General features: G+C 59.3%; 1 protein-coding gene. It reads left to right on the forward strand.

Annotated elements, in window-relative coordinates:
• A partial coding sequence (locus BLX24_RS31035; RefSeq protein WP_071506946.1) for a S49 family peptidase occupies positions 1-599 on the forward strand: 599 nt, incomplete at both ends.

Here is a 599-nt window from a genome sequence, read left to right on the forward strand (position 1 = left end):
ATGTGCTCCTGGGGATCGGAGGATATTGCCGGATGGATCATGGAGGCCAACAACGATCCGGCCATCTCGGCGATCGTGCTGGAGATTAACTCCGGGGGCGGGCAGGTCGACGGCACCCAGCTGCTGGGCGAAGTGGTGCGGGCTTCTCAGAAACCGGTAGTTGCCTGGGTAGCGGGTATGGCCGCGTCAGCTGCCTACTGGGTCGCTTCACAGGCCCGCGAAATCGTCATGGAGTCGGAAACGACTTCTGAAGTGGGCTCCATCGGGGTAATCGCCATGCACGTCGATGCCACCAAGGCTCTTGAACAGGAGGGCTATAAGGTAACGATCGTGCGCTCTGACGGATCAGCTGACAAGGCGCTCTTTAACTCCTTTGAGCCGCTGTCGGAAGCGGTCATCAATGACACCAAAGCATCGCTGAACCTGATCCGGCAAACCTTCGAAAAGACCGTTAAGGCCGGCCGGCCGGGTATTTCAGCCGATGTCTTTACCGGCAAGATGTACGCCGGTAAGGATGCCATCCGGCTGGGTATGGCTGACCGGATCGGCTATCTGGGCGACGCCGTCCGGCGGGCGGATTTACTGGCACGCAAATCTTA

The organism is Arsenicibacter rosenii (assembly GCF_001870735.1).
Classification (GTDB): domain Bacteria; phylum Bacteroidota; class Bacteroidia; order Cytophagales; family Spirosomataceae; genus Arsenicibacter; species Arsenicibacter rosenii.